This is a genomic window from Pseudonocardia zijingensis (assembly GCF_042657305.1).
GTDB classification, from domain to species: domain Bacteria; phylum Actinomycetota; class Actinomycetes; order Mycobacteriales; family Pseudonocardiaceae; genus Pseudonocardia; species Pseudonocardia zijingensis.
Genome location: NZ_JBHSKO010000015.1, coordinates 37,080 through 57,500, shown reverse-complemented (window position 1 = coordinate 57,500; position 20,421 = coordinate 37,080). Strand labels below are relative to the sequence as shown.

The following is a 20,421-nucleotide window of genomic DNA, read 5'->3' as shown; positions in this document are numbered from 1 at the left end:
GGTGGGGCCATGTCGCGGGTCAACGACGTCGGCGGGCAGTCGGGGTTCGGGCCGGTCCCGGTGGAGGGCGACGAGCCACCGTTCCACGCCGACTGGGAGGCGCGGGTGTACGCGCTCAACGTCGCGATGCTGCGCCGGGGTGTGTACAACCTCGACCAGTTCCGCGACGCGATCGAGCGGATGCCGCCCGCGGAGTACCTGGCGGCGTCCTACTACGAGCGCTGGCTGCACGCCGTCGAGACGCTCACCGCGGGCGCGCGCCATGGGTGAGCCGCGGTTCGCGGTGGGTGACCGCGTGCGCACCAGCACGGTGGACCCGCCCCACCACACCCGGCTGCCCCGCTACGCGCGCGGGCAGGTCGGCGAGGTGGTGGAGGTGCAGGGCACCTGGCCGCTGGCCGACGAGAGCGCGCAGGGCGTGGCCGAGCCGCGGGTGGAGCCGGTGTACACGGTCCGGTTCCCGGCCGCGGACCTGTGGGGTCCGCCGGGCGGGCACTGGGTGCAGGTCGAGCTGTGGGAGTCCTACCTGGAGGTGGCGCGGTGAGCGGGCGGCATGCGAGCTCCGAGGTGGCGGTGCGGGTGCGCAGGCTGGAGGAGCAGCTGATCGGTGCGGACCTCACCAGCGACGACCAGCTCGACGCGATCATCGCCAAGGTCGTGTCGGGCACGCCCGCCAACGGCGCGCGGGTCGTGGCGCGCGCGTGGGTCGACCCGGCGTACCGCGAGCGGCTCCTGACCGACGGCAACCGGGGGCTCGAGGAGCTGGGCCTGTCGATGAGCAGCGGGCCGCAACCACAGCGGTTCAGCGTGCTCGCGAACACCCCCACCCGGCACCACGTGCTCGTCTGCACCCTGTGCTCGTGCTACCCGATCGCGCTGCTCGGGCCCTCGCCGTCCTGGTACAAGAGCGAGGCCTACCGCTCGCGCGTGGTGCGCGAGCCCCGGGCCGTGCTCGCCGAGTTCGGGCTCGAACTGCCGGCCGACACCGAGATCGTCGTGCACGACACCAGCGCCGAGAGCAGGCACATGGTGCTGCCGCTGCGGCCGGAGGGCACCGACGGGCTGGGCGAGGCCGAACTCGCGGCTCTGGTCACGCGGGAAGGGCTGATCGGCACCGCCGCGGTGTGATCGGTTTTCGGACGGCTCCCCGAACAAGACCACGAGTGGTAACGCCGGCGTAACCGGTCGAGGGCGGGCGCGGTTCTACAGTCTGCGCATTCTCGACGACGTTGACCCCTTCATCGGGACCGCCGCGACCGGACTTCCGCCCGCGAGCGGTCTCGCCGCCACGTGGTGGTGGCCGAAACCGCAGGTCGGCAACACCCACCCGGGTGCCACGTCGCCCCTGGGCATGGTCTCCGCGTGCGCCTACTCCGGGGCCTACCCCACGGGTTACGGGCGCTACAGCAAGAACACCGAGGGCGTTCCCGAGGTGATGTTCGAGACGCTGCAGGCGTCCGGTTTCACGCATTTCCAGCAATCCGGGACCGGCGCGATCCGCAAGTACTACAACTACGTGCGGGTCACCCCTATGGTGCAGCCCCTCGACGACCTCGGCGAGTCGTGGGCCCTGCACGACGAGACGGCGTCGCCCGGCTACTACGCCACCACCCTGGACACCGGGATCCACTGCGAGATCACGGTCGGCGAGAAGGTCGCCGTGCACCGCTACACCTTCCCGGAGAGCCGCAGCGCCCGCGTGGTGGTGGACCTGTCGTGCGGCGGGCTGGCCATCGAGCTGGGCCGCACGGTGCCGCTGCGGGCCCACGTGGAGAGCACGGGGTACGGACGCGCGCAGGGCACCGTGGTGCTGGAGGGCGTGCCGCTCTCGGTGCACATCGAAGTGCACGGGCCCGGGTGGCGCCAGATGCTCTGGCACGACCGCCGGCTGATCGAGGGCGGCACCCGGCTCGACTTCGACAGCATCCGCCAGACCACCCTGCGACCGTTCGGCCTGCTGTTCATGGGTCCGGTGCGGGCGGGCGACGTGGTCGAGGTGCGCCTGGGGTTCTCGCTGCGCGGCTGCGAGCAGGCGCGCGAGAACCTGGAACGCGAGTGCGCGGGCGCCGATCCGGTCTTCGACGCGGTCCGGGCCCGCACGCGCGAGCGCTGGGCCGAGCACATCGGCCGCGTCCGGGTGGAGGGCGGCACCACGGCCCGGCGGCAGGTGATGGCCACGGCGCTCTACCACTCGCTGATCAAGCCCTGCTTCGCCGACGACGAGAGCCCGTTCTGGCCGGCGTCGGGGCCGTTCGCGTTCGACATCTGCACGATGTGGGACCTCTACAAGACCCAGATCCCCCTGTTGATGACGATCGCGCCGACCCGTGCCACCGACCTGCTCGAGTCGCTGATCCGGGTCTGCGAGGAGGAGGGCAACTTCCCGATCGGCTACCGGATGGCCCGGGGTGCGGACCGCTTCTTCCGCCAGGCCAGCGCGCTCGCCCACACGGCGCTGGCCGACGCGCACGCGCTCGCGCTGCCCGGTATCGACTGGAGCTGGGCGCTGGTGCACATGGCCGACGACCTGCGCCGGCTCTACGGGGAGGACTTCTTCGAGCACGGGTTCGTGCACCCCGTCACGCACACCCTCGACCTCGCCTACGGCCACCACTGCACGGCCACGGTCGCGCAGGCCCTGGGCGACAAGCGCCTCGCCGACGAGCTCCAGGCGCGCAGCCGCTGGTGGGTCAACGCGTTCGACCCGGCCACGGGGCTGCTGCGCGACTCGGAGTTCTACGAGGGCGGCAAGTGGAACTACTCGTTCCGGCTCGTGCACGACATGCGGGCGCGCATCGCGCTCGCCGGCGGTGACGCGGCGTTCCTCGACGTCCTCGACGCCTTCTTCGGCTTCGGCGCGGATCCCGTGACGCAACCCGGGCCGCGGCCCACGCCCGAGGAGATGGCCGCCGGGTACGCGCTCAACCGCTTCGAGGGCCTCAACAACGAGCCCGACATGGAAGCGCCGTGGGCCTACCACTACGCCGGGCGCCCCGACCGCACGGCCGAGATCGTGCACGCCGCTCTGACCTGGCAGTTCGGTACCGGGCCCGGCGGCCTGCCGGGCAACGACGACTCGGGCGGCCTCAGCTCCTGGTACGTCTGGGCGTCGCTGGGCCTGTTCCCGATCGCCGGTCAGAGCCTGTTCCTGGTCAACGCACCCGCCTTCGCCCGCGCCGCCCTGCAGGTGGCGGGGGGCGAGTTCGTGATCGAGACGAGCGGGCACCGCGACCACCCCGTCGGCGCGGACGGGGTGGAGCGGACGCCACCCACGCAGTACGTCCAGGCCGCATGGCTGAACGGCGAGCCCCTCGAGGCCACCCACCTCGACGCGGCCGACGTGCACGCGGGCGGCGTGCTGCACCTGGAGCTGGGGCCGGAGCCGTCTCCGTGGGGGAGCGCGATCCGGCCACCGTCGCTGTCCGACCCGCACGGGAGGTGACCGGTCATGGGCGAACGCCGACTCGTGATCGTCGTCCGGGCCGATCCGGTGATCTGCGGTCATTCCGGGGAGGCCCGCAACCTGGCCGAGGTGGCGCTGCGCCGCGGCTTCACCGACGTCCGGCTCCTCACGTGGCCGGTGGCCGCGCTGCAGGCCGCCGGGCTGCCGCTGAAGCCGCTGGACCGCCTGCAGCCCTATACCGCGGGCATCGCCGTGGAGCGCCCCGAGCCCGTCGGTGACTACCGGGTGCCGGACGGGCGCTACCTGGCCGGGCTCACCGGGCGGCTGGTCGAGCTGCTCGCCGAGCCGATCCCCACCACGTGCCTGTCGATGTACCTGTCACCGCACGCGAACGTCGTGGTCGACGCCGTGGCCGCCGCCCGCGCGGCGGGCTTCCCCGCCGACGTGCACACGATGGCCAAGGCCGTGGGCTCCGACGTCACCAACGTGATCCGGTCCTGCCTGCGGGAGGGGCGGTTCGGCGCGGCCGCGGCCGTCTTCACGACCTACCTCGCCCACGACGAGGTGCTCGCGGTGTCGGAGTACACGCGCGAGCAGATCATCCTCGCCGCGGAGGCGGTCGACGCCCACTGCGGCACGCGGTTCGCGGTGGCGTGCCGCGACCGCGTCACGATCAGCTACCCGCCGATCGACACCGCCGCCTACCTGGATCTCGACCCGGCGGCGGTGGACGCCGCGCTGGCCCGGCGCGGGCTCGAGCGCGACGGCTACGTGCTGTTCCTCTCGCGCGTGACCCGGGCAAAGGGCATCCACGACCTGGTGGCCGCCTACGCGGCGTCCCGGGCGCGCGAGCGGGTGCGGCTCGTCGTCGCGGGCACCGGGCCCGCGTTGCCCGAGATCCGCGCGCTCGCGGGCGACGACGAGCGCGTCGTCTTCCTCACCGACGTCGACGACGACGAGAAGCCGCTGCTGATGCGCGGATGCGCCGCCTACGCCCTGCCCACCAAGCCCGAGCCCGACTTCGTGGAGACGTTCGGCATCGCCCTCGCCGAGAAGCAGCTCGCCGGGGGCGGCCCGGTGATCACCACGCTGACCGGCGGCACCGGCGAGGCCGTCGGCGACACCGCCGTGATCGTCGAGGCGGGCGACGTCGCGGGCCTGCGGGCGGCGCTGGACGGGGTGGTGCTGGAGATGTCCGAGCAAGAGCGGCGCGGCATGGAGTTGCGCGGGCGCGACCACGCCATGGCCTTCGACCGCTTCCGGGTCTTCGACCACCTCTTTCGCGCCCCGAGGCACGTCACCCTCGTGGGCGGGGCTCCCGCCGCCCACGCCGGCTGAGTTGTGATCAGCGCTGCGACTGCGGCTCCCACACCTCGCGCACGTCGAGGTTGTAGAACTTCGGCGGCTCGTCGCAGAGCTTGCCGAGGCGCGCCGCGAACTCCCCGGTCTCGGGCCGGCTGGAGTTCTCCATAGCGGCCTCGTACGACGCGAACTCCACAAGGTTGAAATAGACGCCGGGGCGGTCGCGATCGGCGGCGATCGTGCCCCGCAGGGGGCTGGACGGGCGGCCGTCGTCGAGCCGGGCGCGGATCTCCTTCCCGAGCGCTTCGACCTCGTCCATGCGCGACGTGTGCATCTCGATGATCTGGATGAACCCGGCCATGGCGTACTCCTCCCGGATCTGCGCTGGTCGTCGGAGGGCCGCCGAAAGCTACGCCCGTGCCCGACCGCCGACCAGCTACCGAACGGGTGGTGACCGCAGGTCGATGGACGGTCACCCGTTGCGCCCTACCGCGCCGTGCGGTCGACGGCCTGCACGGAGATCCACGTGGCGTGCTTCGCGGTGCGGTCGTCGCCGGAGGAACGGCGCCGCAGGCGGCGCCCGACCCACGGCAGCACGTGCTCGCGGTAGTACCGGGCCTCGGCGAGCAACCCGCGTGCCGCGGGCGAGTCCGCGCCCGCCTCCTGGGCCGCCGGCCCCTCGCCGAGGCCCGCCAGCACGAGCTCGGCCGCGCGCTGGTGGCCGGCGCTGCCCAGGTGCAGCCGGTCGGGCGACCAGTATCCGGGGCGGCGGATCTCGGTGTCGTTGAAGACGTCGACGAACTCCACCCCGTGGGCGGCGGCCAGCGCCGCGACGCCCGCGGTGAGCTGCGCGGCGCGGCGGTGGATCGTCCGCCCGAAGGGGAGCCGGTCCGAAGGGTCGGCCCCGCTGATCAGCACCAGCCGCACACCGGCGTCCGCGCAGCGGCGGACCGCCCGCTCGGTGAGGGCCACGAGCTTCGCCACGTCCACGCCGGGGCGCAGCATGTCGTTGCCGCCACCGTTGAGCGTGATCAGGGTCGGGGGCGGATCGAGGGACAGCGCCGCGTCGAGCTGCTCGGTGACGATCGGCGCCAGCAGGCGCCCGCGCACCGCGAGGTTGGCGTACCGCACGTCGCCGTGGGTGGCCGCGAGACCGGCGGCCACCCGGTCGGCCCACCCGCGGACCACCCCGTCCCCGAGCTCGTCGCCGACCCCCTCCGTGAAGCTGTCACCGATCGCCGCGTACCGGACCGCACCTCCAGACATGACCTCTCGTCTACCACCCGGCCCTCAGGTGAGTTCCTCCCGGTGCGTCTCCCGGGCCGCGAGCACCGCGACCAGGGAGATCGCCGAGATCGCCGCGTAGTAGCCGACCACCGCCCACACCGACCCGGCGGCCGCGTACAGCGACGCCGCGATCAGCGGGAACAGCCCGCCGACCACACCGCCCACCTGGCGGCTCACCGCGAGCCCGGAGAACCGGCGCGCGGCCCCGCGGAACAGCTCCGCGAAGAAGCTGGCCTCGGTGGCGAAGATCATGGTCTGGATGAGGGCGGGCGGGATCGCCACCGCCACGACGACGAGGACGGTGTCGCCGGTGGCCAGCAGCGGGAAGTACACGAATGCCGTGTAGAGCGCGCCGAGCACCAGCGAGACCGCGATCAGCAGGCGGCGGCCGACGAAGTCGGACAGCCGGCCGAACAGCGGGTTCATCGCGATGCCCACGATGTTGCCGATCAGCAGGCCGTTCAGCATCACCGACGTCGGTATCCCGAGCTGCGATCCCCCGTAGACCAGCGCGTACACCGAGAACAGCTGCAGCATGCTGGTCTCGGTGATCACGCAGAGGAACACGGTGAGGCACGCCTTCGGCTCCTCGCGCAGCGCCACGAGCAGCGGCGCCTTCGGCGGGGCCGTCCGCGCCGCATCAGTGAACACCGGCGATTCGTCGATCCGCGTGCGCACGTACACGCCGACCACCACGAGCACGGCGCTGAGCAGGAACGGCACCCGCCAGCCCCAGGCGATCGCCTCCTCGGTGGGCATGCTCGCGACGAGCGCGGCCGCGAGCGAGGCCAGCACCGAGCCGAGCGCCCCGCCGATCTGGATCGTGCCCGCGTAGCCACCGCGCTTGCCCCGCGGCGCGCTCTCCGTGGCCATGATCGTGGCGCCGACGGTCTCGCCGCCGAGGGCGAAGCCCTGCACGCACCGCAGGAGCGTGAGCAGAACCGGCGCCGCCACGCCGATGGCGGCGTAGGTGGGCAGCAGGCCGATCCCGGTGGTGGCGGCACCCATCAGCACCAGCGTCACGAACATGATCGGCTTGCGCCCGATGCGGTCGCCGAAGTGCCCGAACACCAGCCCGCCCAGCGGGCGCGCCACGTACCCGACGGCGAACGTCGCGAGCACCGCGATCGTGCCCACGAGCGGGTCGGCGTCGGGGAAGAAGAGCTGGTTGAACACCACGGGCGCGATCAGCCCGAACAGCAGGAAGTCGAAGTACTCGATCGTGGTGCCGATCGTGCCGGACACCAGCACCCGGCGCCGTTGCGTCCGCAGCCGCTCGTCGTCGTGGAGCGGCGGCTGTGCCGTGCTGTCGACGGTCACCGGCTCAGTCCTCGTGGAGGACGACGCCGCGCAGGATCCGGCCCTCGTCGAGGTCCTGGTAGCCCTGGTTGATCTCGTCGAGGGAGTAGCGGCGGGTGATCAGCTCGTCGAGCTTGAGCCGCCCCGCGCGGTACAGGTCGAGCAGCCGCGGGATGTCCAGCAGCGGGTTGCACATGCCGAAGACGTGGCCCTGGATGCGGCGCTGGTAGCCCACCAGCATCCCGTTGGCGGCGAGCTGCACCTGCACCTCGGAGCTGCGGCCCACCGAGGTGACGGTGACCTGCGCGCCCTTCCCGACGATCGCGGCCGCCTGCGACACCACCTCGGCGCTGAGCACCCCGACGGTGCAGATGGCGTGGTCGGCCAGCTGGCCGCGGGTCATGTCGACGACGGCCTCGTGGGCCTGCGCGGCGTCGGCGAAGGCGTGGGTGGCGCCGAACTCCAGCGCCTTCTCGCGCTTGAACGCCACCGGGTCGACCGCCACGATGTTGCGCGCGCCCGCGTGGAGCGCGCCCTGCACGGCGTTGGCGCCGACCCCGCCGACCCCGAAGATCACCACGGTGTCGTTGGCCCGCACGCCCGCGGCGTACACGGACGTGCCCCAGCCGGTGGGCACCCCGCACCCGGTGAGCGCCGCGACCTCGAACGGGATGTCGTCGTCGATCTTCACGCAGGATGCCTGCGACACGACCGCGCGCTGCGAGAACGTGCCGAGCATGCAGAAGCCGCCGAGGTCCTCTCCCCACTCGTCGTGAAAGCGGAACGTGCCGTCGCCGAGCATCCCGGTGACCATCTGGGCGCCCTGGTCGCAGAGGTTCTGCCGGCCCGTGGAGCAGTAGCGGCAGGTGCCGCACGCCGGGATGAACGAGCACACGACGTGGTCGCCCGGCCGCACCCGCGTGACGTCCGGGCCCACGGCCTCCACCACGCCCGCGCCCTCGTGCCCGCCGACGATCGGCAGCCGGCACCGGGAGTCACCGGTGCGCAGGTGCTCGTCGGAGTGGCACATCCCGGAGGCGGCGAACTTGATCCGGACCTCGCCCGCGCGGGGCTCGTCGAGCTCGAGGTCGACCAGCTCCCACGGCTTGCCGGTCTCCCGGATGATGGCTGCCTTCGTGCGCATGGCCCTCCTGTCGTCGCTGACCAGGCGATTCCCGGAAGCGACGCTAGAGAGGCCGCGGGCGCGGAGCGATCGACGCATGCCTGGGCGCCCTTACGTCATGCGTCGTACTCGCTCAGTAGGCACGCCCGATGAGCACGGTGTACCGCGCCGGCTCACCGGTCACCACGCACGCCGGGGCGGGCGGGTCGTCGTCGACGATGCAGCGGATCGTGGCGCCCGTGGCCGCGCCGAGCGCCTCCTCCGACCCCTCCGCGCCCGACCACGCCGCGCGGAACAGCCCGCCGCGCCTCACCCCGTCGGTGAGCGCGGCGAGGTCGGTGACGGGGTGCGTGTGCTCCTCCCGGAACGCGCGGGACTGCGCGAGCAGCGCCGCCTGGATCTCGTCGAGCAGGCCGGCCGCGGCGCGGGCGGCCCCGTCCAGCGGAGCGCCGGTACGGCTGCGGTCGTCGCGGCGCACGATCGTGGCCCGGCCCGCGGCCAGCTCCCGTGCCCCCAGCTCGATCCGCACCGGCACCCCCTTGAGCTCCCAGTCGACCGACCGGCGCCCGAACGAGGTGTGGGTGCGGGCGTCGACGTGCACGCGCACGCCGGCCCCGCGCAGCTCCGCCGCGATGCGCCCGGCGGCCGCCGCGACCTCGTCCTCGTCGCCGAGCTGGAGCACCACCACCTGGTGCGGCGCGATCGCCGGGGGCAGCCGCAACCCGTGGTCGTCGCCGTGCACCATGATCATCCCGCCGATCATGCGCGTGGACGTGCCCCAGGACGTGGTGGCGGCGTGGCGGCGCTCGCCGTCGGCGTCGAGGTAGCGGATGTCGAACGCCCGCGCGAAATTGTGGCCGAGGTTGTGGCTCGTGCCCATCTGCAGCGCCTTGCCGTCGCGCATGAGCGCCTCGCAGGTGAACGTGTGATCGGCGCCCGCGAACCGTTCGCCGGGCGACTTCTCGCCGACCACGACCGAGATCGCGAGCGTCTCCGCCATGAACCGCCGGTACACCTCCAGCATGCGTGCGGTCTCCTCCACCGCCTCCGCATACGTGGGGTGCACCGTGTGGCCCTCCTGCCAGAGGAACTCGGTGGTGCGCAGGAACAGCCGCGGCCGCAGTTCCCAGCGCACCACGTTGTTCCAGAGGTTGAGCATCATCGGCAGGTCGCGGTGCGACTGCACCCACCGCGCGAAGTAGTGGTTGATCACGGTCTCGGAGGTGGGGCGCACCACCAGCGGCTCGGTGAGCTCCTGCCCGCCGCCGTGGGTGACCACCGCGAGCTCGGGGGAGAAGCCCTCGACGTGCTCCTTCTCCTTCTCCAGGAAGCTCATGGGGATGAACATCGGGAAGGCGACGTTCTGGGCCCCCGTCGCCTTGATCCGCCGGTCCATGTCGGCCTGCATGAGTTCCCAGATCGCGTACCCCCACGGTCGGATGACCATGGTCCCCCGCGCCGGACCGTTCTCGGCCAGTTCGGCTCGAGCGACGACGTCCTGGTACCAGGCGGGGAAGTTCTCCGCCTGCGGGGTGAGTACGGCCTTGGCCACGGTGCTGCCTTCGGGTTCGCCGGGAACTGGACAGCACGACGGTAGCCGCGCCCGGCAACCGCATTACCGGCCATAATCCGACGCGATGGCTCTGGACATCGAGTACCGCAGCTCGCCCTCGCCCTGGGTCGAGGGCGTGTGGCGCAGCCGCAGCACGGACGTCGCGACGATGACGGCGGTCGCCTCCCCGCGCTGGAGCCTCGTCCTCTGGGAGCAGGCGAGCCGGGCGTTCGGTGCCGTGCAGGGCCCGGGGTCACGGGCGGCCGGTGCGCCCGTGCCCGAGGACGCCACGTTCTTCGGCATCGACTTCGCCCTCGGCGCCACGATGCCGCGCCTGCCGGTGGGCGGGCTCGTCGACGGGAGCGCCGAGCTCCCCGTCGTCACGCGCCGGTCCTTCTGGCTGGACGGCTCCGCGTGGCACCGCCCCGGCTGGGACGACGCCGAGGAGTTCGTCGGGCGGCTCGTGCGCGAAGGCGTGCTGGCCCGCGACCCGCTGGTGGCGGACGTGGTGCGCGGTGCGCAGCCCGACCTGTCGCCCCGCAGCGTCCAGCGGCGATTCGTGGCATCCACCGGGCTCACCCCCGGCACGGTGCGCCAGATCGAGCGGGCCCGGCACGCCGCGGTGCTGCTGCGCCACGGCGTCGCGATCGCCGACGTGGTGCACGGGCTCGGGTACTACGACCAGCCACACCTGGCCCGCTCGCTGAGCCGGTTCATCGGACGCACCGCCACGTCGCTGCGCACCGGCGCCGGGGACGAGCCCCTGTCGCTCCTGTACAAGACCTGACCGCGCCTGCGCCTCTAGCGTTCCGCTGCCGGAGATCGAGTGGAGGGGGCGCGAGGTGCGCAAGCTGGTGGTCGGGACGTTCGTGACGCTGGACGGGGTGGTGCAGGCGCCGGGCGCGCCGGACGAGGACACCGACGGCGGGTTCACCAACGGCGGGTGGACGGTGCCGCTGTTCGACGACGAGCTCGGGCAGCGGATGGTCGAGCTCACCGAACGGTCCGACGCGCTCCTGCTGGGGCGCCGCACCTACGAGGGGTTCGCGGCGGCCTGGCCGCTGGTCGGCGACGAGGACCCGATCGCGGCCAAGCTCAACCGGATGCCGAAGTACGTCGTCTCGCGCACGCTGGAGCGGCCCGATTGGGCGAACACCACCGTGCTGTCCGGCGACGTCGCCGAGGAGGTCGCGAAGCTCAAGGAGCAGCCCGGCGGCGAGATCCACGTCTCCGGCAGCGGCACGCTCATCCAGACGCTCCTGCGCCACGACCTCGTCGACGAGTTCGTGCTCGTGGTGTTCCCGGTGCTCGTCGGGCCGGGGAAGCGGCTGTTCGGCGAGGGCACGGGCCCGGGCGCGCTGGAGCTCGTGGGGACGGTGACCACGCCCCCCGGCGTGGCGATGAGCACCTACCGGCGCAGCGGCCCGCTCCAGGTCGGCGCCCTCGGCCCGGAACAGGTGTAGCTGCTAGCGGGATGACGGGCGCAGGTCCGGGCGGGGGCGTGGCCGGGGGATGGCGGACAGCTGCGCGGAGGCGGGGTCGCGGCGCTCGCGGCGCGGCCGCCGGGCGAGCAGGAAGGTGCGGATGCCCTCGGTGAGCCGGGCGACGTCGGGCGCAGGTCGCACCACGAGGCGCAGGAACTGGCTGCTCAGGCCCAGCTGGTCGGCGCAGTCGTGCACGAGGACGCCGTGGCGCGACCAGAGGTGTTCGCGCAGCTCGGCGCCGTCGACGTCGTCGGCGAGGCGCACCAGCAGGACGTCGGCCTGCGAGGAGTAGACGCCGAGCTCGGGGATCCGCGCGAGCTCCACGCCCATCGCGAACCGGTCGCGCGCCACCAGCCGCAGGCTCTCCCGGTACGCGGGCCGGTGCTGCGCGAGCAGGCCGAGGAGCGCCTCGGCGAGCCCGTTGACGTTCCACCGCGGGAGCGCCCTTCGCACGGTGGCGGCGAGGGCCGGGTTGGCGACCAGGTAGCCGAACCGGGCACCGGGCAGGCCGAGGCTCGTGCCCGGGCTCGCGACCACGGCGACGTTCGGTCGCAGCGCCGCCTCCGCCGCCACGGAGGGATTGTGCTCGGTGTCGACCACCTCGATCGACGTCTCGTCGACGACCACGAGGTCGAGGTCGGCGAGCTCGTCGAGGAACCGGAGCACCTCCCGGCGCGGGACGTACCCGCCGTCCGGGTCGTTCGGGTTGCGCAGCACCGCGGCGCGTGACCCGCGGGCGCGGATGAACGCGAGGTAGCGGTCGACGTCGAGCTCGAACGCGTCCTGTTCCCGCAGCGGGAACAGGTCCACCCGCTTGCCGCTGTCCATCGGCCGGTCGATCCACCGGCTCGCCGTGGGCACCGGCACCGCGACGCTCTCCGTCACCCACAGCTGGTCCAGCCACGTCACCAGCTCCGTCGAGCCGTTCGCCACGACGACGGTGGCGGGGTTGAGCCGCAGGGCCCGCGCCAGCTGCGCGGTGACCGCGGCGGCGTCGCCTGGCTGCCTTTTCAGCGCACCCTCCAGGCCCGCGGCGAGCTGCGCGAACATCTCCGGCGTCGGGAAGTGGGGGTTGCACGGCACGCCGAAGTCGACCGTCGTCCCACCGTCCTCGCCGGCACGGTGGTCCCCAGTACCGTGTCTCACCATCACGTCCCTCTGATCTCGTGCCGCGTCGGGTCACAGGCACGCACGTGCAGCGGCGGTTCGCGGTTCACGCCGATCGCACCCGGGTGGGGGAACGGTCGGCCGGTGCGCCGAAGCGGCGCTTGCCCCGGGCAAGATTGTCTGACAGCCTGACTGTCAGTTCACATATCGAGGGCAGGAGGCCGGATGACGGAGTACGAGGTGCTCGCCGTGCGCTACGGCACGCGCACCGCCACCAAGGCGGAGAGCTACCTCAACTTCCACCTGTACGGCGAGCCCGACGAGTCCTTCGAGATGGACTACTACTTCTGGCTGGTGCGGGGCGCCGGTCGCACGCTGCTGGTCGACTGCGGGTTCGGCGCCGAGCCGGGCGCGCGCCGCGGGCGGCAGACGGTGGTCGACCCGGTCGAGGCTCTCGCCGGGCTGGGGGTCGACGCCGCCGCCGTCGACCAGGTCGTGGTCAGCCACGCCCACTACGACCACATCGGCAACCTGCACCGCTTCCCGCAGGCGGAGATCGTCGTCGCCCGCCGCGAGTACGAGTTCTGGACCGGCCCCTACGCGGGCCGCTACCAGCTCGCCCACTCCACCGAACCCACCGAGCTGGCGCGGCTCGCGGAGGCCGGCGCGCAGGGGCGGCTGCGGCTGGTGGACGACACCCTCGACCTCGCACCCGGCGTCGAGCTGGTGGTGGTGGGCGGGCACACGCCCGGCCAGATGGTGGCCCGGGTGGCGGGCGAGGGCGGCGGCACCGTGGTGCTGGCGGCCGACGCCGTGCACTTCTACGAAGAGATCGAACGCGACCGCCCGTTCTTCGTGGTGGCCGACCTTCCCGGCATGTACCGCGGCTTCGACGTGGTGCGCGAGATGGGGGAGGAGCCGGGCAGCGCCGTCGTCGCGGGCCACGACGCCGAGGTGCGGCGCCGGTTCCCCGACCGGGTCGACGGGTTGCCTGCCGGCCTCGGCGAGCACGTGGTGCGGTTGAGCGGGAAGGAGCAGGGATGACCGGCACGCAGGAGCGGACCGTCGGGTTCGTCGGCCTGGGCAACATGGGCGGGCGGATGGCCAGGCGGCTGGTCGACGCCGGCATCGAGGTGGTCGGGTTCGACCCGCGGCCCGGCGCCGTGCAGGAGTGCGGCGCCCGCCCGGCGCAGAACCCGGCCGACGTGGCCCGGCAGGCGCGGGTGCTGCTGATGTCGCTGCCCGACAGCCACGTGGTGGAACCGGTCGTGCGTGGCCCGGACGGCCTGCTGGCCGCCGCCGAGGCGGGGTCCACGATCGTCGACCTGTCCACGGCCGCCCCGGCCTCCACCACCGCGTTGCACGCCGAGGCCGCGGCCGTCGGCGTCCGCTACCTCGACGCCGGCATCTCCGGGGGTGCCGCGGCGGCGGAGAAGGGCACGCTCACGATCATGACCGGCGGCGACGCCGGGGCGCTCGAGGAGCTCGCCTGGGTGTTCGAGCCGATCGCCGCCCACGTGCACCACATGGGGGCCTCCGGCGCGGGCCACACCGCCAAGCTGCTCAACAACTTCCTCAACGGCGTCACCCTCGCCGCCACCGCCGAGGTGATGGTGGCGGGCAAGAAGGCGGGGCTCGACCTCGTCCAGCTGCTCGAGGTCATCAACTCCAGCAGCGGCGTGAGCTTCGCCAGCCTCAACCGGTTCCCGCACATCGTCCGCGGCGACTACCTGGAGGGCGGGCTCACCGGCAGGCTGATGACGAAGGACATCGCCCTCTACGTCGAGCTCGCGGGCCGCCTCGGCGTGCCTGCCCTCAACGCGTCGGGGCCTCTTGCAAGCTTCGGTCTGGCCGAGAATCTCGGCTACGGAGACCAGATCAGCAATCGTGTCGTGGACGCCATCGGCGACGTGGCCGGCGGGGTCCGCGTGCACGACACGACGGAGGGATAGCGCTCAGTGCAGATCGTCCGGGGCCGGGCCCCCGAGACCACCCCGACCCAGAACCGCACCGAGACCTTCACCGGAACGGTGTGGGGCGACCCGGTGCTGCCCACCACCCCCGAGGGCAACACGATCAACTCGGTGACGTTCACGCCGGGGGCCCGCACGTACTGGCACCACCACACCGCAGGCCAGATCCTCGTGGTCACGGCCGGGCGCGGCTGGGTGTGCCCGTACGGCGAGCAGCCGCAGGAGATCCGGGCGGGTGACGTGGTGTGGGTGCCGCCGGGGGAGCGACACTGGCACGGTGGCACACCTGACACGATCATGACGCACCTCGCCGTGTCGCTCGGGCCGACCGTGTGGCTGGACGAGGTCACCGAAGAGGAGTACCGGGGGGTGTTGTCATGACCGACGATCGGTATGAGACCGGCCTGTCCATCCGCAAGGCGGTGCTGGGCGAGGCCCACGTCGAGCGTTCGCTGGCCGCGGTGAGCGAGTTCTCGCGCCCGGTGCAGGAGTTCGTCACCCGCGCCTGCTGGGGCGACGTGTGGGGCCGGCCCGGCCTGGACCGGCGCACCCGCAGCCTGCTCAACCTCGTGATGCTCACGGCGCTGGGCCGCAACCACGAGCTGGGCGTGCACGTGCGCGGGGCGATCACCAACGGCGCCACCGAGGAGGAGATCCAGGAGGCCCTCCTGCAGGCCGCGATCTACTGCGGGGTCCCCGCGGCGCTGGAGTCGTTCCGGGTGGCCGAGAAGGTGCTCGGCGAGCTCGCGGCGGTGGACGGGGATGGCTGACCCGACCTGGTCGGCCGACCAGGTCGGCCGGGTTGCCGCGCCGCTGCGCGAGCAGGTGGTCACGCTTGTCCGCGACGCCATCCTCGGTTTCCGGCTCCAGCCCGGCCAGCGGCTCGTCGAGCGCGAGCTGGTGGAGCAGCTGGGCATCTCCCGCCCCACGGTGCGGGAGGTGCTGCGCCAGCTCGCGGTCGAGGGCCTGGTCACGGTCGTTCCGCAGCGGGGCGCGGTCGTCACGGCCCTCACGCCGGACGACGCCGCCGACCTCTACGAGATGCGCGCCTCGCTGGAGGCGCTCGCGGTGCGGCGGTTCGTGCAGCGCGCCGCACCGGAGCACGTGGAGGCGCTGGTCGCGGCCGTCGACGAGATCGAGCGCACCGCGCGGTCGGCCCCGCAGGAGCAGCTGCAGGCCAAGGACCGCTTCTACGAGGTGCTGTTCACCGGCTCCGGCAGCGCGCCGCTGCAGCAGACGGTGGCCGGGCTGCAGGCCCGCGTGCGGCTGTTGCGGGCCACGTCGCTGTCCGTGCCGGGCCGCCCCGAGGAGGCCGCGGCCGAGCTGAGGGCCGTGGTCGACGCCGTCCAGGCGGGCGACGCCGACGCGGCGGCCGCCGCGTGCGCCCGCCACATCGAGAACGCCGCGCGCACCGCCCTGTCCCGCCTCAACACGGGCGAACCCGCGTGACCCCGCCGCCGGGCGGCGCCGATCAGGAGTCGGTCTCCACGATCTGGGCGCCGTCGGCCGCCTTCTGCACCGACTCGCAGCCCTTCAGCGCCGACGACTTCGTCTCGTAGGCTTCGCCCGTGGCCACGACCTGACCGTTGGAGGCCTTGAGCCGGAAGCGGTACTTGCCGGCGCGGTCCTTGTACACCTCGAACTTGCCCGCCATCGTCGTTCCCTTCACTCTGTGTAACTACTTCGAGGCGCAAGGTAGCCAAGCTCTGCGAACTCGCCAGGCGACGCGCCGGACCCGGTCGGGGGACCGGGCCGAACGACCACCCGGAGTTCGCACACCACCTCGCGTGCTCACACACCGACTGCAACCGGTGTGTCGGCGCAATGACCGATGTGTGGGCGCCCCAAAGCAGGCGGCGGCGGGGCTCGCACACCACCTCGCGTGCTCACACATCGGTTGCAGTCGGTGTGTCGGCGTTATGACCGGTGTGTGAGCGGCCGCAGGTCGCGGCGCGCGGATGGCTGCCATGACGTTCCTGGACGAGGAGGCGCCGGACACGACCGGGCGCCGGTCGCTGTGTGGCCTCGGACCGGGCCGGAGGCCTCCGGCGGCGCCGCGCATCGTGCGGGGCCGCTCCTCATGCCTCAAGGCGCCTGCGCGATCCGCTGCGCGGACCCTTGACCCGTGAGCCTCTGCGGCCCCTCCCGGGCATTCACGTGGGCAGGCCGGGGCCTGCCCGGTCGGCGCGCGACGCCACCTCCGACCGGTTCCGCGGCCATGATCACGGGTTTGGCGCAATCCCGGGCGAAATCGACCCGGGAATGCGCCAACTCTCCGATCTTGGGCCCAGGTTGCGCTGTGGGGGCGTCGATCAAGGGAAAATGGCCGCTAGATGATCTTCAAGAGCGACCATTTCCCCTTGATCGCCGTCAGATCCGCCGTTTGGCCCCTGATCGGCGCGGAGGCCCGGCCGCGAGCAGTCGTCTCCAGGGGAGGCGGCCTCCTGGTGGCGCCGCGCGCCAACGGGGCAGGCCCCTGGCCTGCCCGCGAAGCCTGCCCGTAGGGTCGCAGAGGCTCGCAGGTCGAGGGGCGCGAAGCGATCGCGGAGCGACGCCGGAGGCGCCCTTGACCTGGGAGGGGCGGCCCCGCACGATGCGCGCCGCCGCCAGGAGGTCCCGCGACGAGGGCGTGATCACGGCTTCGGCGCATTCCCGGGCGTTTTCGACCCGGGTGCGCCAACTCTGTGATCATGGCTGAACGCGGAGCCGGCGATGCCGCCTCCCGGACCGTGGACCGGAGCCGTCATCGCGCGGCGTGGTCGAGCGCGGACCGCACCAGCCGGTCCGACAGCTCCCGCAGCTGCCTGCGGGCGTCCGGGTCGCCCGCCTGCGGGTTCGGTTCGACCGGGTCGGGCGTGGTGCTGTCGAAGTACCGGCCGGTGGTGGTGGCCAGGCCCTCGTCGAGGATCAGGCGCAGCGTCGCGGCGCCGCCCTGCTCGAGCGTGCTCATCGACACGCCGGGCCACGCCTCGGCCACCATCGACGTGGGCATGAGCGTGGCCGGGTGCAGCGCGTTGACCGTGACGCCGGTGCCGCGCAGCTCCTCGGCCAGGTCGACGGTGGTCATGATCTGGGCGAGCTTGCTCTGCCGGTAGGCGTCCATCCCGTTGTAGGAGCGTTCGAGCAGCGGGTCGGTGAAGTCGATCGGCATCTGCCCCACCGAGGCGACGTTCACCACCCGCGCCGGCGCGGAGGCCACCAGCAGCGGCAGGAGCCTGCGTGTGAGGTGGTAGCCCGCGAGGTGGTTCACCGCGAAGCGCAGCTCGATCCCGTCGGCGCTCTCCTCGCGGCGCGACTGGTCGGCGCCCGGCCCGATGCCCACGTTGTTGACCAGCACGTCGAGGCGGTCGAGCCGTTCCAGCACCTCGTCGGCGAGCCGGTCGACCTGGCGCAGCTCGCGGACGTCGGCCCGCACCGTGTCCACGCCCAGCTCGTCGTGGAGGGCGCGCAGCTTCTCCGGGGTGCGCCCGTGCGCGAGCACGTGGTGCCCGGCCTTCGCCAGTTCGGTGGTCACGTACCGGCCGAGCCCGTCGGTCGCCCCCGTCACGAGGATCGTCATGCCCCAACGCTAGGCCTGCAGCCAGCGCCCGATCTCGCGCAGGTGGTCGAGCACCTCGGGGGAGGCCTCCAGCCGCGTGCCCGGCCCGAGTGCGACGACGTCGCGCACGAGCTGGTCGAGGGAGTCGGCGCCCAGCTGCACCGTGCAGGTGCCCGGGTCGGCCGGCTGGATGCGCGCGGAGAGCGACATCGGCAGGCGGGCGCGCACGTCCTGCGCGGGTAGCGGCACGGTGGCGCGCAGGGAGTAGCGGTAGGGCGTGGCCGTGATCGTGCGGCGCACGTGCTCGGCGGGGTCGCCTGCGGGCAACGTCCGCGGGGTGAACCGCAGCCGCACGGACTCGGGGCGGTCGATGCGGTCCACCCGGAAGGTGCGCCAGTCGGCGGCGACGGTGTCGTAGGCCACCAGGTACCACAGGCCGTACGTGGCCACCACGTGGTGCGGTTCGACCCGGCGGTCGCCGGTCGTGCCGTCGCGGCGGCGGTAGGCGAACCGCACGATCTCGCGGTCGCGCACCGCGCCGGCCAGCACCGCGAGCACGCCAGGGTCGATGCGGGTGGCGCGGTGGTCGGGCACGGACACCACCGACGCGCCCACGTCCGCGACCCGGCGGCGCAGCCGGGCGGGCATCACCTGGGTGAGCTTCGCGAGCGCCCGCCCGGCCGTCTCCGCGTCGGGGGACGTGCCGAGCAGGCCCGCGGCGATCGCGACGGCCTCGTCGTCGTCGAGCAGGAGCGGGGGCAGGTCGTCGCCGGAGGTGAGCCGGTAGCCGCCCCCGGTGCCCGTGGTGCCCTCCACCGGGTAGCCGAGCTCGCGCAGCCTGCCGATGTCGCGGCGCACCGTGCGGTCGGTGACGCCGAGGCGCTCGGCCAGCTCCGTGCCCGCCCATTCGCGCCTGCTCTCCAGCAGGCTGAGCAGGCGCAGGAGCCGGGCCGGCGTCGAGAGGACCACGGGGGATCTCTACGGCACCGCGTTCCGGGGATCAACCTCGCCCACCCCGGTGACCGACGGCGACGGAGATCGTTCTTCCGGGTGTGGACAACGAGCGCGTGCTGCGCCACGGCCACCCGGGCGCGGGACGTCGTGGTGAGTGGTGACGTGGTTGCCGGGCGCCACCGGCTCGAGGCCGAGATCGGCGCAGGCGGGATGGGCGAGGTGTGGCGGGGCCGCCGATCTGGAGGCCCAGCTCGACGCGGACGGCGGGTGGAGCGGGAAGACCGTGGAGCACCGGGTGGCGAAGGTGCGCAAACGGCCGCACCGGCAGGGCGTGCGCGGCCTCGTCGCCTCGGAGGTCGACGGTCCCTCGGCAACCAGCTCGACGACCAGCTGATCCGCGAGCTCGTCCGCTCCGCCACCCTGATGCCCACCGACCTGCACCGGCTCGACGACTGGGCGGACGGGTAGCGGGCGCCCCCCGGGATCTCAGCGGGTGGTGTCGTCCGGGCCGGACACCCGCTCGGCTGTGCGGGAGAGGTGGACGCGCATGAGCTCGGTGGCGCGTTCGGCGTCACGTGCGGCGAGGGCGTCGACCAGCGCGCGGTGCTCCTGGACGCCGCGGCGGCCGTGGTCGGGCACGCTGGAGCGGGCCTCCTGGAGCGAGCGGATCATCGGGTCGTGGAGTGACTCGGCGAGCAGCGAGATGGCGCGGTTGTGGGTGGAGCGGGCGAACCGGCTGTGCCACTCGGCCGAGAGCGTGAGCGGGTAGTCGTCGCCGACGAGGGCCGCGTCGGCGCGGTCGCAGATCTCGTAGAGCGCCGCGATGTCCTCCTCCGTGGCGCGCTCGCACGCCACCGGCACCAGGCCGAGCTCGAAGACCATGCGCGCCTCGGTGACCTCGAGCGCGGACAGGCTCGACAGCGAGATCAGGTCGGCGATGCCCTCGCCCACCATGCGGCTGCTGGGCGCGGTGACGAACGCGCCGCCCCGCGCACCGACCCGGATGTCGACGAGACCGTTGGCCTCCAGCACCCGGAGGGCCTCACGCACAGTGACACGGCTGACGCCGAACCGTTCGCAGAGCTCGCGCTCGCTGGGAAGGCGGTCACCCGCAGTGAGCTGTCCGGAGCGGATGAGGAGGCGGATCTGGTCGACGATGACCTCGGAGATCCGGCCGACGCTGACCCTGCTGAGCAGGTCACCCTTGTTGGACACCACGTCGGTGTCCGGGGCGGGGGAAGAGGTGCCCGGCGTCGTCACTCACGCATTGTATGCCTCGGGCCACTTTCCACGATCGAGGCACGGCGGGCTGGGACGTCACGATTCGTGGTGTCCGCCCTCGCCACCTGTCCAGCTGGGACGCCATGCGGTAGGTATAACGGTTAGTCCACTTTGGGGA

The 20,421-nt window shown here is 73.0% G+C and carries 23 protein-coding genes; 13 read left to right on the top strand and 10 right to left on the bottom strand.

Features of this window, described 5'->3' with window-relative positions:
- Positions 1-9: 9 nt before the first annotated feature.
- The 5 genes from ACFPL3_RS25910 to ACFPL3_RS25890 all read left to right on the top strand — a co-directional run bounded on the left by ACFPL3_RS25910 (position 10) and on the right by ACFPL3_RS25890 (position 4,741).
- Positions 10-270, top strand: coding sequence for a hypothetical protein (locus ACFPL3_RS25910; RefSeq protein WP_343945581.1), 261 nt, complete (start codon positions 10-12; stop codon positions 268-270).
- Complete coding sequence (locus ACFPL3_RS25905) at positions 263-544, top strand: SH3-like domain-containing protein (RefSeq protein ID WP_343945580.1); 282 nt, start codon at positions 263-265, stop codon at positions 542-544. Before ACFPL3_RS25910 ends, ACFPL3_RS25905 begins: the two co-directional genes overlap by 8 nt.
- Positions 541-1,128, top strand: a complete 588-nt coding sequence (locus ACFPL3_RS25900) for a nitrile hydratase subunit alpha (RefSeq protein ID WP_343945579.1) — start codon at positions 541-543, stop codon at positions 1,126-1,128. The genes ACFPL3_RS25905 and ACFPL3_RS25900 overlap by 4 nt, the downstream gene beginning before the upstream one ends.
- Positions 1,129-1,210: 82 nt before the next feature.
- Entirely contained in the window at positions 1,211-3,442 is a 2,232-nt protein-coding gene (locus ACFPL3_RS25895) for a glycoside hydrolase domain-containing protein (protein WP_343945589.1), read from the top strand.
- 6 nt (positions 3,443-3,448) lie between these two features.
- On the top strand, positions 3,449-4,741 hold the full coding sequence (locus ACFPL3_RS25890) for a glycosyltransferase (RefSeq protein WP_343945578.1): 1,293 nt from the start codon (positions 3,449-3,451) through the stop codon (positions 4,739-4,741).
- A gap of 7 nt (positions 4,742-4,748) precedes the next feature.
- Here the strand turns inward: ACFPL3_RS25890 and ACFPL3_RS25885 are convergent, their stop codons facing one another.
- The 5 genes from ACFPL3_RS25885 to proS form a co-directional block, all read right to left on the bottom strand.
- A complete protein-coding gene (locus ACFPL3_RS25885; RefSeq protein ID WP_343945577.1) occupies positions 4,749-5,066 on the bottom strand; it encodes a hypothetical protein in 318 nt (105 codons plus the stop codon).
- A 125-nt stretch (positions 5,067-5,191) separates the two neighbouring features.
- A complete protein-coding gene (locus tag ACFPL3_RS25880) occupies positions 5,192-5,971 on the bottom strand; it encodes an SGNH/GDSL hydrolase family protein (RefSeq protein WP_343945576.1) in 780 nt (259 codons plus the stop codon).
- Positions 5,972-5,995: 24 nt separating this feature from the next.
- A complete protein-coding gene (locus ACFPL3_RS25875) occupies positions 5,996-7,312 on the bottom strand; it encodes an MFS transporter (protein ID WP_343945575.1) in 1,317 nt (438 codons plus the stop codon).
- A 4-nt stretch (positions 7,313-7,316) separates the two neighbouring features.
- The gene (locus tag ACFPL3_RS25870) at positions 7,317-8,435 is read right to left on the bottom strand and encodes an NDMA-dependent alcohol dehydrogenase (protein ID WP_343945574.1); all 1,119 of its coding nucleotides are present in this window, start codon (positions 8,433-8,435) and stop codon (positions 7,317-7,319) included.
- Between the two features lie 112 nt (positions 8,436-8,547).
- Positions 8,548-9,966 (bottom strand): proline--tRNA ligase, encoded by a 1,419-nt coding sequence (gene proS / locus ACFPL3_RS25865; protein WP_343945573.1) that lies wholly within the window; start codon positions 9,964-9,966, stop codon positions 8,548-8,550.
- 85 nt (positions 9,967-10,051) lie between these two features.
- Between proS and ACFPL3_RS25860 the strand changes: the two genes are divergently transcribed.
- Together ACFPL3_RS25860 and ACFPL3_RS25855 are read left to right on the top strand one after the other, a co-directional pair.
- Positions 10,052-10,753: a helix-turn-helix domain-containing protein gene (locus ACFPL3_RS25860; protein ID WP_343945572.1), complete on the top strand. Its 702-nt coding sequence runs from the start codon at positions 10,052-10,054 to the stop codon at positions 10,751-10,753.
- 55 nt (positions 10,754-10,808) lie between these two features.
- Positions 10,809-11,429, top strand: coding sequence for a dihydrofolate reductase family protein (locus ACFPL3_RS25855; RefSeq protein WP_343945571.1), 621 nt, complete (start codon positions 10,809-10,811; stop codon positions 11,427-11,429).
- Positions 11,430-11,432: 3 nt separating this feature from the next.
- Here ACFPL3_RS25855 and ACFPL3_RS25850 read toward each other — a convergent pair whose 3' ends face one another.
- Positions 11,433-12,533, bottom strand: a complete 1,101-nt coding sequence (locus ACFPL3_RS25850) for an aminotransferase class I/II-fold pyridoxal phosphate-dependent enzyme (RefSeq protein ID WP_343945570.1) — start codon at positions 12,531-12,533, stop codon at positions 11,433-11,435.
- Positions 12,534-12,782: 249 nt separating this feature from the next.
- On the opposite strand from ACFPL3_RS25850, the gene ACFPL3_RS25845 reads away from it, so the two are divergent.
- Genes ACFPL3_RS25845 through ACFPL3_RS25825 form a run of 5 tightly spaced genes read left to right on the top strand, consistent with a single transcriptional unit; the run spans position 12,783 to position 15,979 of the window.
- On the top strand, positions 12,783-13,601 hold the full coding sequence (locus ACFPL3_RS25845) for an N-acyl homoserine lactonase family protein (protein WP_343945569.1): 819 nt from the start codon (positions 12,783-12,785) through the stop codon (positions 13,599-13,601).
- On the top strand, positions 13,598-14,509 hold the full coding sequence (locus tag ACFPL3_RS25840) for an NAD(P)-dependent oxidoreductase (RefSeq protein WP_343945568.1): 912 nt from the start codon (positions 13,598-13,600) through the stop codon (positions 14,507-14,509). The genes ACFPL3_RS25845 and ACFPL3_RS25840 overlap by 4 nt, the downstream gene beginning before the upstream one ends.
- A gap of 6 nt (positions 14,510-14,515) precedes the next feature.
- Positions 14,516-14,911, top strand: a complete 396-nt coding sequence (locus ACFPL3_RS25835; protein ID WP_343945567.1) for a cupin domain-containing protein — start codon at positions 14,516-14,518, stop codon at positions 14,909-14,911.
- Positions 14,908-15,300 (top strand): 4-carboxymuconolactone decarboxylase, encoded by a 393-nt coding sequence (pcaC, locus tag ACFPL3_RS25830; protein ID WP_343945566.1) that lies wholly within the window; start codon positions 14,908-14,910, stop codon positions 15,298-15,300. The genes ACFPL3_RS25835 and pcaC overlap by 4 nt, the downstream gene beginning before the upstream one ends.
- Positions 15,293-15,979, top strand: coding sequence for a GntR family transcriptional regulator (locus tag ACFPL3_RS25825; RefSeq protein WP_343945565.1), 687 nt, complete (start codon positions 15,293-15,295; stop codon positions 15,977-15,979). Before pcaC ends, ACFPL3_RS25825 begins: the two co-directional genes overlap by 8 nt.
- Positions 15,980-16,001: 22 nt before the next feature.
- Here the strand turns inward: ACFPL3_RS25825 and ACFPL3_RS25820 are convergent, their stop codons facing one another.
- The 3 genes from ACFPL3_RS25820 to ACFPL3_RS25810 all read right to left on the bottom strand — a co-directional run bounded on the left by ACFPL3_RS25820 (position 16,002) and on the right by ACFPL3_RS25810 (position 19,037).
- A complete protein-coding gene (locus tag ACFPL3_RS25820) occupies positions 16,002-16,184 on the bottom strand; it encodes a YegP family protein (RefSeq protein WP_379589687.1) in 183 nt (60 codons plus the stop codon).
- A 1,089-nt stretch (positions 16,185-17,273) separates the two neighbouring features.
- Positions 17,274-18,089, bottom strand: coding sequence for an SDR family NAD(P)-dependent oxidoreductase (locus ACFPL3_RS25815; RefSeq protein ID WP_343945563.1), 816 nt, complete (start codon positions 18,087-18,089; stop codon positions 17,274-17,276).
- A 9-nt stretch (positions 18,090-18,098) separates the two neighbouring features.
- The gene (locus ACFPL3_RS25810; RefSeq protein WP_343945562.1) at positions 18,099-19,037 is read right to left on the bottom strand and encodes a helix-turn-helix transcriptional regulator; all 939 of its coding nucleotides are present in this window, start codon (positions 19,035-19,037) and stop codon (positions 18,099-18,101) included.
- 142 nt (positions 19,038-19,179) lie between these two features.
- Here ACFPL3_RS25810 and ACFPL3_RS25805 point away from each other — a divergent pair, with 142 nt between their 5' ends.
- Positions 19,180-19,416, top strand: a complete 237-nt coding sequence (locus ACFPL3_RS25805) for a hypothetical protein (RefSeq protein WP_343945561.1) — start codon at positions 19,180-19,182, stop codon at positions 19,414-19,416.
- A 92-nt stretch (positions 19,417-19,508) separates the two neighbouring features.
- Here ACFPL3_RS25805 and ACFPL3_RS25800 read toward each other — a convergent pair whose 3' ends face one another.
- Complete coding sequence (locus ACFPL3_RS25800) at positions 19,509-20,282, bottom strand: FadR/GntR family transcriptional regulator (RefSeq protein ID WP_343945560.1); 774 nt, start codon at positions 20,280-20,282, stop codon at positions 19,509-19,511.
- Positions 20,283-20,421 lie beyond the last annotated feature (139 nt).